Source organism: Christiangramia marina (assembly GCF_048285865.1).
Taxonomy (GTDB): Bacteria; Bacteroidota; Bacteroidia; order Flavobacteriales; family Flavobacteriaceae; genus Christiangramia; species Christiangramia marina.
In genome coordinates, this window is sequence record NZ_JBLVTK010000003.1 from 196,487 (window position 1) to 208,691 (window position 12,205).

Annotated in this window: 15 protein-coding genes; 9 read left to right on the forward strand and 6 right to left on the reverse strand. The window is 35.8% G+C overall.

All coding sequences use genetic code 11. The features are described from left to right. Window positions 1-62 precede the first annotated feature (62 nt). The 3 genes from ACNKXS_RS11660 (at window position 63) to ACNKXS_RS11670 (ending at window position 3,718) form a co-directional block, all read left to right on the forward strand. Window positions 63-614 (forward strand): 4'-phosphopantetheinyl transferase superfamily protein, encoded by a 552-nt coding sequence (locus tag ACNKXS_RS11660; RefSeq protein ID WP_417920994.1) that lies wholly within the window; start codon window positions 63-65, stop codon window positions 612-614. 81 nt (window positions 615-695) lie between these two features. Beyond that, a complete protein-coding gene (locus ACNKXS_RS11665) occupies window positions 696-1,412 on the forward strand; it encodes a hypothetical protein (protein WP_417920995.1) in 717 nt (238 codons plus the stop codon). Window positions 1,413-1,732: 320 nt separating this feature from the next. Further along, window positions 1,733-3,718: an aconitate hydratase gene (locus tag ACNKXS_RS11670; protein ID WP_417920996.1), complete on the forward strand. Its 1,986-nt coding sequence runs from the start codon at window positions 1,733-1,735 to the stop codon at window positions 3,716-3,718. Window positions 3,719-3,787: 69 nt separating this feature from the next. On the opposite strand, the gene ACNKXS_RS11675 is transcribed toward ACNKXS_RS11670, so the two are convergent. Then, a complete protein-coding gene (locus ACNKXS_RS11675; RefSeq protein WP_026916205.1) occupies window positions 3,788-4,087 on the reverse strand; it encodes an HPF/RaiA family ribosome-associated protein in 300 nt (99 codons plus the stop codon). Window positions 4,088-4,277: 190 nt separating this feature from the next. Between ACNKXS_RS11675 and ACNKXS_RS11680 the strand changes: the two genes are divergently transcribed. The 5 genes from ACNKXS_RS11680 to ACNKXS_RS11700 all read left to right on the forward strand — a co-directional run bounded on the left by ACNKXS_RS11680 (window position 4,278) and on the right by ACNKXS_RS11700 (window position 6,783). Beyond that, complete coding sequence (locus ACNKXS_RS11680) at window positions 4,278-4,733, forward strand: nucleoside deaminase (RefSeq protein ID WP_417920997.1); 456 nt, start codon at window positions 4,278-4,280, stop codon at window positions 4,731-4,733. 28 nt (window positions 4,734-4,761) lie between these two features. After that, window positions 4,762-5,616: a formate/nitrite transporter family protein gene (locus tag ACNKXS_RS11685; protein WP_417920998.1), complete on the forward strand. Its 855-nt coding sequence runs from the start codon at window positions 4,762-4,764 to the stop codon at window positions 5,614-5,616. Window positions 5,617-5,686: 70 nt separating this feature from the next. Continuing rightward, window positions 5,687-5,890: a hypothetical protein gene (locus tag ACNKXS_RS11690; RefSeq protein WP_417920999.1), complete on the forward strand. Its 204-nt coding sequence runs from the start codon at window positions 5,687-5,689 to the stop codon at window positions 5,888-5,890. Further along, complete coding sequence (locus tag ACNKXS_RS11695; RefSeq protein ID WP_417921000.1) at window positions 5,887-6,378, forward strand: DUF4251 domain-containing protein; 492 nt, start codon at window positions 5,887-5,889, stop codon at window positions 6,376-6,378. Before ACNKXS_RS11690 ends, ACNKXS_RS11695 begins: the two co-directional genes overlap by 4 nt. A 54-nt stretch (window positions 6,379-6,432) precedes the next feature. Continuing rightward, the gene (locus ACNKXS_RS11700; protein ID WP_417921001.1) at window positions 6,433-6,783 is read left to right on the forward strand and encodes a DoxX family protein; all 351 of its coding nucleotides are present in this window, start codon (window positions 6,433-6,435) and stop codon (window positions 6,781-6,783) included. Here the strand turns inward: ACNKXS_RS11700 and ACNKXS_RS11705 are convergent. Continuing rightward, a complete protein-coding gene (locus tag ACNKXS_RS11705) occupies window positions 6,780-7,265 on the reverse strand; it encodes a peptide-methionine (S)-S-oxide reductase (protein WP_417921002.1) in 486 nt (161 codons plus the stop codon). The two genes, ACNKXS_RS11700 and ACNKXS_RS11705, sit on opposite strands and share 4 nt — an antisense overlap. 62 nt (window positions 7,266-7,327) lie before the next feature. On the opposite strand from ACNKXS_RS11705, the gene ACNKXS_RS11710 reads away from it, so the two are divergent. Next, window positions 7,328-7,948 (forward strand): SOS response-associated peptidase, encoded by a 621-nt coding sequence (locus ACNKXS_RS11710; protein ID WP_417921003.1) that lies wholly within the window; start codon window positions 7,328-7,330, stop codon window positions 7,946-7,948. Here the strand turns inward: ACNKXS_RS11710 and ACNKXS_RS11715 are convergent. From ACNKXS_RS11715 to ACNKXS_RS11730, 4 genes are all read right to left on the reverse strand, one after another. Then, window positions 7,945-8,979 carry an MBL fold metallo-hydrolase gene (locus ACNKXS_RS11715; protein WP_417921004.1) on the reverse strand — a complete coding sequence of 345 codons (1,035 nt, stop codon included), beginning with the start codon at window positions 8,977-8,979 and terminating at the stop codon, window positions 7,945-7,947. The genes ACNKXS_RS11710 and ACNKXS_RS11715 overlap by 4 nt on opposite strands. A gap of 2 nt (window positions 8,980-8,981) precedes the next feature. After that, a complete protein-coding gene (locus ACNKXS_RS11720) occupies window positions 8,982-9,419 on the reverse strand; it encodes a PepSY-like domain-containing protein (RefSeq protein WP_417921005.1) in 438 nt (145 codons plus the stop codon). Between the two features lie 65 nt (window positions 9,420-9,484). Next, window positions 9,485-9,883: a response regulator gene (locus ACNKXS_RS11725; RefSeq protein ID WP_417921006.1), complete on the reverse strand. Its 399-nt coding sequence runs from the start codon at window positions 9,881-9,883 to the stop codon at window positions 9,485-9,487. After that, the coding region (locus ACNKXS_RS11730; RefSeq protein WP_417921007.1) for a PAS domain S-box protein at window positions 9,870-12,205 on the reverse strand (2,336 nt) is incomplete at its 5' end. The genes ACNKXS_RS11730 and ACNKXS_RS11725, both read right to left, overlap by 14 nt.

The window sequence follows — 12,205 nt, forward strand, 5'->3', positions numbered from 1 at the left end:
TCTATGGAAGGAATGATGACCGTAGGTGACGCCAGGGATATCATCGTCAAAAAACTGAATGATTGATTATTGGAAATGACCTCATAGATCTTGAGATTGCGTTGGATAAACCAAGATTAAACAATGATCGCTTTTTATCCAAAGTTTTTACAGATAGTGAAATCAGTCAAATTCATTCCCACTCTCATCCGGAACTGGCAATCTGGAAAATGTGGTCGATGAAAGAAACGGCTTATAAAGCTCATCAAAGGCTCTTTCAAATTCCAGCCAGGCTTGACCCGGTCACTTATAAATGTGATCTTTATAATTTATGTGTTATTAAAGATCAGAAGAACTATAGCATTAATTTAGAACAGGACGAGAATCATATTTATTCCTGGCTTGAGTTTAGGAATTTAGACCATATAAAACTTTCATATTCTATAAATTATAAATCCGATTTTATAAAAGAGTTTGCTATTCGAACATACCTCGATCTTCAAAATATTGAACTCCGAAAAAATAACATTGGAATTCCAGAATTGTTTCTGAAGCATACCGGGGCCAGCTTGCCAATTTCGATCACGCACCATGGCAGGTTTGCTGCGATTTGCTTTCCGTTAATTAACTGCTAAAAGCAGTTAAACATTTAAAAACTCCGTTGTTGTCTCTTCGCCTCTTTTGTATCTTCAATCAAGAAATCAAAAATAAAAATTATGAAGCAAGTAGATAAAATGGAGATCGTTCACAGTCAGTCAGCTGAGTTTATTGAACAAGGCGAACATGGAAAATTTTTGAAAATGATCCCTGATACTTTTCTAATCAAGGGAGATAAAGTGGATGGTAAGTACAATCAAGGTTATGCTATAAGACATTTAAATAGAAGAGATATACTTTTAATTGATGTTGTTGAAGAATCTTCAAAAGCTGCCGTAAAGAAATTTGTGGAAGAAGGTTACCAGATCAAAGGGATCTTAATCACCTGTGATGCTATTCTGAAAACAGCTTATGCAGATTTGAAAACTATTTCTGAAGATGCTGGTGGTGCTGCAATTTATGCTCATCCAAGAAATAACATTAAAGACGATTTTAAAACAAAAGATATTACGAAAAGAGATCCTGTACTGGACAGTTTCTCTATTAATATATTTGACCTTCCAGGTGCCAGTGGAGCATCTGTAGTTGTTTATTCTGAAATTAATGACGGAATGTTGTTTCCAGGGGAAGACGCGGTAGGATCTGATTATTCTTCTGATCTGAATACTTTTTCCAGACCTGAAAAGACTAACGCAAATAACGATTTTGGTTTAGCTGAAAGCTGGGCTGCTTTCGATACTGAATTTAGCTTTCTATTTCCACGCAAGGGAAAACCTGGTTTCAATTTAGAAGAGGGAAATCAAATTGATATCCTGAACTCTCTTGGAAAAAGCTAGTTTCATAAATACTATTATCTAATATATTCAAAGGTTGTTTAGATAGACATTACACGATCACGATTGCCCTGAATTCAGCAAATCCGTCGATGTAGTTTCTCTTGAAAACAACCTTTTTTTATTGATCTTTATCGGAAGTCTGAACTATAATTTCTTCAATCTCACTTCTACTTGATAGAATTTAGTTTCAAAGGAAATAATTAGATAGTGCTTCATACAAAGGATAAGAACCAGAAAATTACTGCCTTAAACTAAGGTTCTGTTAAACTCCTGCTTACTTCAGCTAAAACTATATAACTTAAAGATTAAAATAACCAACCATGTCAAAATTTAATGTCACCCAAAAATTAATTAAAGAACATTTACTGGAAGGGGAGATGACTCCCGGGAAGGAAATAGGAATTAAAATAGATCAGGCACTACTTCAGGATGCTACAGGAACCCTTGTACAATTGGAGCTGGAAGCAATGGGACTTAAGAAAGCTCAGACAGAAGTTGCAGTACAGTATGTGGATCACAACCTGCTTCAAACAGACTTTAAAAATGCTGATGATCACCTTTTTCTGCATTCCGCGGCTGAAAGATTTGGTCTTTGGTATAGCAGACCGGGAAATGGGGTAAGCCATCCCGTCCACATGCAAAGATTTGGAAAACCAGGAAAAACTATGGTAGGGTCAGATAGTCACACTCCAGCAGCCGGTTCTTTAGGAATGCTGGCGATAGGTACTGGAGGTCTTGATGTTGCTTCAGCAATTGCAGGGCAGCCGTATTTTGTAAAGATGCCTGAAGTGATGGGAGTGAAATTAACTGGAAATCTACCAGATTGGGTGAGTGCCAAAGATGTGATTCTTGAAATGCTTAGACGTTACGACGTAAAAGGTGGAGTAGGGAAGGTTATCGAGTATTATGGAGATGGTCTTAAAAATTTAAGTGCGATGGATCGCCACGTGATCGCAAATATGGGCGCTGAACTTGGAGCTACGACTACTGTATTTCCTAGTGATGAAGAAACAAAAAGATTTTTAAAATCTCAGGATAGAGAATCAGACTGGGTAGAACTACTGGCAGATGATGGTTGTGAATATGAATATCATGATGAAATTATTCTAGATGATCTTATTCCGCTTATAGCACTTCCAACCAGTCCAGGAAATGTTGTTCCAGTATCTGAGGTTGCAGGCAAAAGTATAAGCCAGGTAGTTATTGGATCTTCGGCAAACCCTGGACTAAGAGACTTCTGGATCGCTGGAGCAATAGTGGAAGGGAAATCTGTGAATACAGATGTATCATTCGATATAAATCCTACTTCAAGACAAATGATTCAGAATATGATCGAGAATAGAGCGTTTGCCAACCTTATTAAGGCAGGAGCAAGGTTTCATCAATCTGGATGTATGGGATGTATCGGGATGGGACAGGCACCAGCATCCGGAACCATCAGTTTAAGGACCATGCCGAGAAATTTCCCAGACAGATCTGGAACTAAAGATGACCAGGTACATTTATGCAGTCCAGAAACCGCAGCAGCTTCAGCATTAACTGGAAAGATCACAGATCCAAGAGACCTAGAGAAATTATATGATATGAAATACCCTAAATTTCAACATCCGGAAATTGAGATCATCAATACTGATATGCTGGTGGCTCCCCCGGAAGATGGAACAAATGTAGAACTTGTTAAAGGCCCGAACATAAAGAGCTTACCGCATATAGACCCAATTTTAAATGAATATGAAGTACCTGTACTATTGAAAATGGGTGATAATGTCTCTACAGACGAAATATTAAAGGCAGGTGCCGAAGTTTTACCTTTCCGAAGTAATTTACCTGAAATTAGTAAATATGCATTTACCGTAATTGATGAAACCTATTATGATCGAGCGATGGATACTAAAGATAAGCATGGAGGTCACATTGTAGTTGCCAAGGATAATTATGCGCAGGGGTCGAGTAGAGAACATGCTGCAATTGCTCCTAAATACCTTGGTCAGGTTGCGGTAATAGCGAATTCTTATGCAAGAATCGCGTGGCAGAATTTGGTGAATTTTGGAATTCTACCATTGGAATTTATTGACATATCTGACTATGATAAGATTGAACAGGCAGACATCGTGAAATTCGAAAATCTTCAAAGTGATATTAAGGATAGGAACAACATTAGAGTGGTGGTTAAAAAGGAAAACGGCAATGAAGAAACCTTCGAAACAAAACATTCTATGAGTGATAGACAAATTCAGGTTCTACTAAAGGGTGGAATAATAAATGAATTTAAAGAGAAATTGGAGAAAGAAGATTTAACTGCTTAATCTCTAATAATATATGTTTAAAAAAACCCTCTAAATAGAGGGTTTTTTATTTGTAAGAAATTCTTGAAACTAGTGAGAACTCATTTTTGCTTTACGTTTTTCACACTGCCTGTCCAGATCCCGAACAGTCTCTGCAATAGATGCTTCGTAAGAGTTCTCGTTTGACTGGGCAAATATTTCCGGTCCTGGAGCGCTTAATCTAACTTCAGTAATATATCCATTTGGTTTTTGATTTTCATCATGTTTAAAATAGATATTTGCTCTTACGATCCAGTCATATTTGTTTTCAAGCTTTTCTAGTTTCTTTTCAGTAAAAGCTTCAAGATTTTCACTTTTATCGATGTTTACAAATTCAAATACAGTTTCCATTTAATTCAATTTTTTGATTGTTTAAATTAACCCAATATCTCTTGAGACACCAAGCCTGTTATGGCTCTTTTAGCAAAGTTTTAATAAAGTATTTAGAGCACAGTTGTTACATACTTAAAGTATTTCTAATAAATAGATAAAGAATTTAAAACAAGCATTGCAGGGCACGTTCAATCATTACTTTTGTTACATGAAAACAACGGACTTACAAAAGAAGATGATGGGAAGAGCTATTTCCCTCGCAAAAGAAGGAGCTGAAAGCGATAATGGTGGTCCATTTGGAGCAGTGATCACGAAAGGAGAAGAGATCATAGCAGCAACTTACAATAGAGTTTCTGGCGATCAGGATTGCACACAGCATGCTGAGCTTAGAGCAATACAGTTAGCTTGCAAGCAACTTGGGACTAAAAACCTGGAAGGCTGCGTTTTGTACACCAGTTGCGAACCCTGCATGATGTGTCTTGGGGCAGCTCATTGGGCAAATTTCGACTATATTTACTATGCTGCTTCTGCAGAAGATGCTAAGGAAAATGGATTTCTTTACTCAGATATGTATTATAATTCCTCTACTGAGAATAGGCATCAGGAGTTTAAAATGATTCAGCTATGTCGAGATGAGGCCTTAAAGGTCTGGCTCAAGAAATAATTATATTTTACCCTACTCAAAATGACATATGGAAAACAATCAGAAGAATGAAGAATCAAAAAAGGTAAATAAGGAATTAGACAGTCAGGACTCCCAGGGTAAAACCATGACTAAAACACATGGTGAGATCTTAAAAGAACAGATCATTGAGGGTTGTGAAACCTATGATCGTAGTAAGAGTAGTATTTTACTGAGTTCCTTTACTGCTGGGTTAGAAATTGGTTTTAGTTTTCTTATGTTATGCTCATTATTCAGCTTTCTGGAAGGTAAAGTAGCTGAAGAAACGATTTTTAAGTTAATAGCCCTCGTTTATCCTTTAGGCTTTATATTGGTTGTTTTAGGAAAATCCATATTATTTACAGAACAGACTTCTTTATTAGCATTGCCGGTATTAAATAACCGTAGAAGTTTCTGGAGCTTATTCCAGATCTGGGGAGTGGTTATTTTAGGAAATCTGGCAGGAGGGATGCTTATAGCTCTTACAGTTTCATGGCTTGGCTCCGGATTGAACTTGTTTGAAGCAGAGGTCATTGCTAAAATTGGTGAGCACTTTGTAGACTACGATATACTAACAATCTTCTTAAGTGCTATTATGGCTGGTTGGTTAATGGGACTTTTAAGCTGGTTGGTCACTTCTTCTAAGGAAACTACGGCAGAGATTCTAATAATTTATCTGATTACAGCAGTAATGGGCTTTACAGGATTACATCATAGTATTATTGGTCATATTGAAATTTTTGCGGGAATGCTGGTTTCAGATAAGATTGCCTTTCTGGTATACTTAAAAACTTTAGTTACTGCATTAGCGGGTAACGCTGTTGGTGCTACCGTCTTTGTAGCATTACTAAAGTACAGAGCATTTGTATTTAATATTAAGATGTAAGAACGAATGTTAAACTCAATTTAATCCTGAGGTTATAGATATTCAATTAATTAATTTAAGAAAAAAAATTATGGCAAACACTAGCGATAAAGATCAGGCCGACTGGCAGAAGAATTCAGGGAGACCATCTAATTTCAATGAAAAAGATGAGAGTCTTTACAAAGGAGAAAATGGTAACCTCAGAGTAAAACAAGAGAAGGATGGTCTTAGTGATGAAGAAGACAAGACAATTCAGGATACTTTAGATAGTCTCGAAGGAAACGAGGAAGAATGAATAAGTACGTTCTATTCATAATTGGATTACTTAACCTGGCACTCCTTTCTGCATGTAAAAGCACTAAAGGCGACACTTCAGACTTGAGCGAGTTGCGATTGCTAATTGAATCAAGATCTTTCGGCATAGAAAATAACTGGGCGTTACCTTTACGTGGCGCTCAGATTAATCTGGTTACGAACGATAATCATTTGAGGTTTAGAAAGGATTCAATTGATGTCTTTTTACCATATTTTGGAGTAAGGCAGTTTTCTGGGGGATATAATGCTGAAGCAGGTATTCGTTATGAAGGAATTTTAAATGATCTGGAAATAGATTCCAGCTACGCAGATAAAGTGAAATTGAGATTCGAAACCAGTACAGGGACTGAACAGATTAGATATATTATAACGATGTATCCCAATAAAAAATCTAATTTACAGTTACTAATGAATCAACGGGATAATATTTCCTATAGAGGCTTTTATACAGAAAGGCAAGTAGAGTAAAATATCCTATTTTACATAATATAAATTATAGTTCAAATATATAATCTGGAATTCTTGAGTACACTTACATTTTTAGTCTATTTCTCATCAATATCTTTTCTATTCTTCGGAATTAGCTGCTTCACGACGGAACATATGAAATCCGAATTTGTACGTTACGGCCTCACGAGTTACCTTAAACTTGTAGGTATATTACAGATTCTTGGAGCTATCGGTTTACTTGCAGGCTATTATTATGAACCAATCCTGGCAATAAGTTCCGCAAATGGACTTGCGGTGCTAATGATCTTCGGTTATGGAGTACGTAGAAAAATAAAAGATAATTTTATACAATCTGCACCTTCATTTATCTATGCTATTTTCAATATTTACTTAGCATATGCATTATACTCCTTTAATTATTAGCATTGTTCTTCAAGTAACCCTTTAAATTCCTTGAATAGTAAATCTAGTTTAGGTTTTATATATTTAGTGCAAAATGGTCGCTGAGGATCTGTTTGATAGTAATTTCTAATTTCAGGACGGGATTCCTCAAATGATGCTAACTCCAGGACTTTTGTAACTATTTTTGCCCCAATGCTATTGCTGATAATTTTCAAAGCTTTGCTGTTTTTTTCCAGATCCATTTTATGAAACACGTATACAGCCGACCGGTATTTGTGCCGCATACTGTGATCTTTCATACTTTGATGAGTTTTCAAATGGATTAAGATTAGATCCTCCAGCTTTACTAATTCTGGATTGTATTCCAATATAATTCCTTCAAAGAATTGATCTGGAGATTTCTTAGCAGATATATATCCCTGTCGTACATTATGAACTCCATTAACAGCTTTAAACACCGCTTCAGTACACCAATGACAGCCACCTCCGAGTCCTATCTTCATGAATTTAACTTTTAACTATCTTCTTAGTTTCAACGAATGCTTAAATTTATAAAAACTGTTTTATGTGTTATCGTACTAAATTGAATAAAAAGATCTTTTCCCTGGAAAAATCACTGGATGCCAGGTTCTTGGAACCAGATAAATACCAGCCACAACTAGAGATTAATGCATTTAGTTTTTCTGAAACTCCTGTAATTACCTACGATAGTCCTGGCGAAATACAACTATTTCAGTGGGGTTTGATTCCCTTCTGGGCTAAGGATGATTCTATTAAAAAAATGACTTTAAATAGTAAAATAGAAACTGCAGCTGAAAAACCAGCATTCCGAAATTCAGTAGATAATAGATGCCTCGTGATTGCTGAAGCCTATTACGAATGGCAATGGCTGGACCCCAAGGGTAAAACCAAACAAAAATTCATTTTAGAACCCAAGGATCAGGAGATATTTGCTTTTGCCGGAATATTTTCTACCTGGAAGAATCCTGAAAATAACAATATTATTAACTCCTACTCTATTCTAACTACACAAGCCAACGAATTAATGAGCAAGGTTCACAACAATAAAAAGCGGATGCCGGTAGTCTTAAAACCTCAGCATCATAAAAACTGGTTGCAAGGTAGTGATCTTAGAAATTTTGCCTTTCCATATGATGTTTCACTAACAGCTACCGCTATCGATTAATCATATTGCTTCCACCAGTTTACTTTTTTGTTACTGTGAATTGTAAATACTTCTCCTGGTTCCGGTATACAATATTTTTGATCTTTTGCTGCATCGATAAATCTTTCTACGGGATCCAACCAGGAATGCAATGAAAGTGCAAATCTAGCCCAATGCACAGGCATCATATTCTTAACTTGAGCATCTCTGGCTGCCTGCACACACTCTTCCGGAAACATATGAATTTGTTTCCATTTCTCAACATATTGCCCGCATTCCATAAATCCAAAATTAAAAGGACCCAATCTGTGACCAATTTCCTGGAAATGACGACCGTAACCACTATCTCCGCTAAACCAGATATTTTCCGTCGCGGTTTTTAGATTCCAACCACCCCAAAGTCCCTGAGCTCTATCATTTATACCTCTACCCGAGAAATGTCGTGTTGGTGTGAAAGTTATATCAATGCCACTAATATTGGTATATTCCCACCAATCATACTCGGTGATCTTAGAAGATTCGATTCCCCATCTTCCCAAATGTCTTCCTACACCCAAAGCGGTATGAAAAAGCTTAGTTTTATGCTGAAGTTTTTTTATGCTCTTAAGATCGAGATGATCATAATGATCATGTGATAAAAGAACAATGTCGATCTCCGGAAGTTCATCCAGAATTTGTAAGGTATTATTTGAAAAGCGTTTAATGCCAAATGGTGAAATTGGTGCGGCATCAGGGCCGAGCATTGGATCTATAAGAATTGTAAGCCCATTGATACGTAGCAATATCACAGAATGCCCGAACCAGATCATTTTACCTTCTACTGAAGGCTTTAAAAATTCTTCTAAATTAAAAGCTTTGATCTTAATTTCCTTCGTGGGCTGCCGACCATTCTTCTCAAAAAACTGTTTGTACAATAGTTTAGGAATATCTTTAATATTGATATCCATTCCAGTATTTTCAAGATTCATGAACCTGGCTTCTTTCCAGTTTTCAGATCGTTCGTACCTCTTTATATTCTCTTCAGAAGCTTTAGCACCAAATTGATCAAACATGATTATTTGATGATAGTTCCGTCTGGTTTAAACATGACATCTTTGTTTTTACCTTTCTGCTTAAACTCCACATCGAAAAACTCACCTCTAGTGGCTGATTGTACATGTTCAACTTCAGTGATCTCATATTCTGAATAATCCTTTTTAATGATATCTAATATGACCTCTGGAAGTTCTTTCTTCTTTATATCATTTTCTGTCTCTACCCAGGTCCCATCAGCATTGAAGTCTGCACGATATTTTTCTCCGTTTTTCTTAAAATGAGATTCCCAGTAGCCGTGGTCATCCTTTTCCCAGTCAGGATCATTTTCCCCCGGATATTTCTTCTGAAATGCAGTCTTAACTGCTTCCGGAACGGTCTCTTCCTCTTTTTTATTTTCCTGGCAGCTCATCACGCTGATACTAAGAGCAAACACTCCAGCATATATAAATCTTATCATCATGGTAATTTTTATAAAACTAAAAACTTAATTTCAGGGAGGCTCAAACGAAATCATAAAGTTTTTCAGGAAGTGAAATTCAATTCTAATTCCTGTAGTGTAGATTTCCGAAGTGGTTTGGATAGAAAGGCTTTGACCATGGGATATTTGGTTTTTTCCAACTCAAAATCTTCAATGGCCGATGTTAGAATATAAATTTCAAACATATTCTTAATGCTGGAATCAAACATTTGAAATTTATCCAGAAAATCCCAGCCAGTCATAGTAGGCATGTTTACATCCAGAAATAAGACAATTTTTTTTTGAGCTTCCTTTTTTACTAAAGATTGAAAATAAGATAAGGCTTGCTCAGGTTGCTGAAATACTGTTACATTCGCATTGGAATCGAATTTCTCGATCACCAATTTACAGATGAGATTATTGGTGGGATCATCATCTACGATAATATAATCATGTATTTTCACTTTTTGAATTTACAACTTTGTTTGGGAACTGAATAGTTAATTTGGTCCATTCATTAGGTTCACTTTCAATACTGATTTTGCCTCCAATTAGATCAAGCTGAGTTTTTACCATAAATAATCCCATTCCTTTCCCTTCTATATGGTGATGATGTCTTTTATATAATTCGAATAATTCTTCTCTATTTTTACCCAGTTCGATCCCTAGTCCGTTATCAAGGAACGTTAACGTATTAAACTCGATACCAGAGCTACTGGAGATTTGAAGAATGAGCTCTCTCTCAGGATGTTTGTACTTTATACTGTTCAAAATGATATTATAGAACACACTATGCAAATAACTCCTTGAAGTGAGCATTGAATCAAAATCATTAAAATTTGTTTTGATAGTTATCTGGTCTTCAGAAAGCAATGCACCTGTCATATGGAGGACATTATCTGTCAAACATTGAAAATCTACCAGTTCCCTGGAATTATTATAGTTGGCTTTGACCTTAAGAATATTATTAAGATCACGAACTACCGTATCCAATCGCTTAACATTATTGAGCATATCGCAAACAAGTTTATTACGCATGTCTTGATCGATGTCTTCATCTGCAATGATCTCAGAAATACCAATAATATTAGCAACTGGTGCACGTAAATTATGGGAGACTATATAACTAAATTGCTCGAGACCTTTGTTAGCGCTAACAAGTTCATTCGTGTAGCTAGTAAGATTTTCATTAAGTTCTCTTAGCTTGTTTTCAGATTTTTTTAGTCTGCTTATATCTGAGAAAATACAGATCACCCCACTAAGACTGCCATCCTGATCAAGAATCCCAGACATCGTTATTTGAACTGGAAAAACAGTTCCATCGCTTTTTCTACCGTTATACTGACTATTAAAAGTATGATTGTAAGAGAGCTTTTCTAAAATTTCTTTTAGTAAATCTGATTCATGAAGATCTGGAAACATTAATTCCACAAGATTTTCATCTCTTACTTCTTCAAATTTCCAGCCATATATTTTTTCAGCTGCCGCATTAAAGAATTTTATATTCCCTTCAGCATCGGTTGCTACCACCCCCTGCCCTATCTTACTTAGGATATTAGCTTGAAACTTATTCTCATCTTCAGCTTTGACTCTATCAGAAATATCTATTCCAACACATTGTATTTCACTCTCTCCATTATCGCTCTTTAAAAATACGATATCCCATATGGTAGCTTTGTTATGCTCGTTTTTACCCAGTTTAGTAATCTCAATCTGGTAATTTCTAAATGGGTTTTTTAAACATTTTGCAATGATTTCCTGTATCTTCTCATACTGACTTGGAAGAGAATCTATAAGACTATTCTCACCAATAGGGTCATTTCCAGGGTATAGCCATCCAAAGTCATCTATATAGCGTTCATTACAATATGTGAAATTACCTTTTGTGTCCAGTCTCACAAAGTAATTTGTTTGAGACTGAATCAAACTCTTGTACCTGTTTTCACTGATGGCTAATTTTTCAAAATTCAATTTCTTTTCGGTTATATCCTGTAAAGTTCCTTTACCACCAACAATTTCTTCCCCATCCATCAATGGACTTACGATAATATTTAACCATTTAAATGCTGAATTAGAGACGTGAATACGTAATTCTATATTTTTCGTTTCACCACGGTTTAATACCGAACCTTTAAGATCTTCAAAAACCTGAATATCTTCTTGAAAGACAAGAGTTCTAAATTCATCAACTTTAAGATCATCACATTGGATCTCTAAAATACTTCCAACTTCACCAGAACAGTATACCGAATTTTCTTTAAGATTTAATTCCAGATAGCCAATTCTGGCAATCTTTTCTGCATATTTTAATTTTTGTGCTGTATCATTGATTTGTCTTACATGTTCCTTGTGTTCCGAAATATCCCGAATGATTGTAGCGGTTTTTTTAATTTTCCTGCCCTCTCTTTTGAATGAAATAATCGATGAGGCAACTTCAGCTGGAAATATTGTTCCATCTTTTTTTACTAAATCAAGTTCAGATTTAGCTTTTCCGCTTATTCGACGTTCTTCTAATAATTCTGCAACCCTTGCTTCATCGGTATGTATCAGTTCACTTCTATGCATTCCAATAAGTTCAGACTCTTGCATGCCTAACATCAAACACATGGCAGGATTGGCAGACGTAATAATACCATTAGTTTTCGCCAGGATGATTCCATCAATACTATATTCATAGAAAGCTCTAAGCTTTTCATCTTTTTCCTGTAAATTTTTGTCCTTTAATCTATCCTTTGTAATATCCCGAAACTTTACAATTATTCCATCGATGCCTTCGTCATCAAGAT